The organism is Mesorhizobium sp. M0800 (assembly GCF_040320095.1).
GTDB lineage: Bacteria > Pseudomonadota > Alphaproteobacteria > Rhizobiales > Rhizobiaceae > Mesorhizobium.
Window position 1 is genome coordinate 1 of the sequence record NZ_JAMYOZ010000073.1, and the last position, 2,536, is coordinate 2,536.

The 2,536-nt window shown below is 58.6% G+C and carries 1 protein-coding gene; it reads left to right on the forward strand.

Annotated elements, in window-relative coordinates:
* Window positions 1-306 precede the first annotated feature (306 nt).
* On the forward strand, window positions 307-2,169 hold the full coding sequence (locus NKI18_RS33230) for a TPR end-of-group domain-containing protein (protein WP_353022061.1): 1,863 nt from the start codon (window positions 307-309) through the stop codon (window positions 2,167-2,169).
* Window positions 2,170-2,536 lie beyond the last annotated feature (367 nt).

Genomic DNA, 2,536 nt, shown 5'->3' on the forward strand with positions numbered 1-2,536 from the left:
GACCGCGATCTGCATCCCGCGGGTTCCTTCCTTGGAGGCTTCCGGACGCCGGCCCCGGCGCACGGCGCCTCTCGCAGAAGGCCGGCATCCGCAATCCTTCACACCTGTGGACATTGGCCACCGCCGCGAGCAAGGGCAGGAGTCGGACCCGAAGTGGATGTTCCGCGCGGGCCATGAAGAAGTTGTGACCCGTGGCGGGCGTCGATGCTGAACATCATCAATTCGGTTCCCTGTGTTGCATGCGCGAACAGCCGGGCTCATAGTCGTATTGGGCGATAGGCGCGATCAGTGGCGACAAACCTCGTCATGGACCGGAAGCTCGTAGCGATCCTGGCTGCGGATGTGGTCGGCTACTCGGCGCTGATGGAGCGCGACGAGAACGGCACATATGCGCGGCTCAAGGCTCATCACATCGAACTCTTCGAGCCAAAAATCAAGAAGCACCATGGTCGCGTGTTCAAACTCATGGGCGACGGGCTCCTAGCCGAGTTTGCAAGCGTCGTCGACGCGGTCGAGTGTGCAGTCGTGGTCCAGCTAGAGATGGCGACGCGCAATTCAGGCGTGATGCAGGAAGAGCGCATCGACCTGCGAATCGGTGTCAATCTCGGCGACGTCATCATTGACGGGAAGGATCGCCACGGCGACGGGGTCAACATCGCCCACCGCCTGCAAAGTCTCGCTGAGCCGGGCGGCATTGTCATCTCGGGCACCGTCTACGATCACGTCCGGAACAAGCTTGATGCCGGGCTTGAATTCCTGGGTGAGCAGCGGGTGAAGAATATTGTCGAGCCGGTTCGAGTCTATGCAGTCGGCAGCACGCCAGCCGTTGCAAAGACGGCGCCGATGGCAGCCATAGCCAAGCCCTCAGTTGCCGTTCTGCCATTCACGAACATAGGTGGCGATCCCGAGCAGGAATACTTCAGCGACGGCATCACTGAGGACATTATCACCGACCTCTCGAAGGTTTCGGCGCTGTTCGTAGCTGCCCGGAATACAGCATTCACCTTGAAGGGCAAGGCCGTGGACATCGTTCAGGCGGCCCGCAAGCTAAACGTCGAATTCCTAGTTGAGGGGGCCGTCCGGAGGGTAGGAAATCGAATTCGGATCACCGCACAGCTAATCGATGGAAAAACGGGCGGACACGTGTGGGCCGAGCGCTATGATCGAGATTTTGGGGATATTTTCGCGCTTCAGGACGATATCGCGCGGAATGTCGTCACTGCTCTCAGGGTGCGGCTCCTTCCGGAAGAACTGAGAACGATTACGACGCGCTCGACCACGAATCCCGATGCTTATCAGCTCTATCTGCTCGGACGGCACTACGCACAGCAACATAGCACGAGGAGCTCGGAGATCGCTCTGCGCTTTGGCCAGCGTGCGTTGAAGATTGACCCTAATTATGCTCGAGCCTGGGCGCTGGTCGCGCTTTGCCAAGCGTCTTTGAACCACGCGGGAAGTTTAGAAGAATCGGGTCTGTTCGCCGCTGAGACCGCGCTCTCCCTTGATCCCACTTTGGCAGAGGCCCACGCTGTAAAGGGTGGGGTCTTATGCCGGCTTGGCCGTTCCGATGAGGCTATTGCGGCGCATGAGGAATCGGTACGCCTGGAGCCGGATTCCTTTGATACTCGGCAGTATTTTGGCTTTACCCTTTTCTTCCTCGGCCGCGACGAGGGAGCAATCCAGAATTTCGAGCGTGTAGCTCAACTTGTGGAATCGGATTATGTCAGCCTGAGCTTCGCAGCCCAATCTTATGAAAAGCTCGGTCGTCACCAGGAGGCCAATGCGGCTGCACGCCGAGCCCTGGAGCGTATCGAAAAGCAGATCGCGCTGCGGCCCGACCACGCGCATGCGGTCGGGCATGGTGCCGCACTCCTAGCTTACCTGGGCGAGAAAGAACGCGCCAAGGAATGGGCTTCGCGGGTGCTTATCATGGAGTCAGAAGATCCGAAGAGCCATTACAATGTCGCCTGCGCGTTGGCCCGATTGAAGGACCCAGCCCAGGCACTCGATCTGCTAGAATCCTGCATACCCAAAATGTCCCCTGAATTCATCAACTGGGTGCAGCAGGATACCGACCTCATTGCTCTGCACAGCCACCCGCGCTTCAAAGCTTTGATTGAACGCGGAAAAGCAAGACAATTGGCAGGCCAAGCCGGCAAGCCTTGCTGAGTTCGGACGGCCGAATTGGAGCTGCCGAGAGGATCGCCGCCGACATGAAGTCAAATCTATGCTCCTCCGTTGCAATTTTCCGCTTCGGCGAAGAACAGATGCCATCTCCACGGGAGGCGGAAGACCGAACCAAGACCCTTCCGGATATTCGTTCGGAAGGGCAACAATGTCCCGAATGGTCGGTCAGGTGACAACAATGGCTGTGCGGAAATGAATGTCTGCTCTGCCAGATCGGGAAATCAGAAGCCGCCAGTCCGCAAACGTGCCCCGAAACGGTCATTCCGGACAGGTTGTGGGAAGCGGTCCGCGTGGTGCTGGGTGGCGCAAGAAGGATGGTTCAGCCGAAGAAGCCAGCATCCTCTTCCCG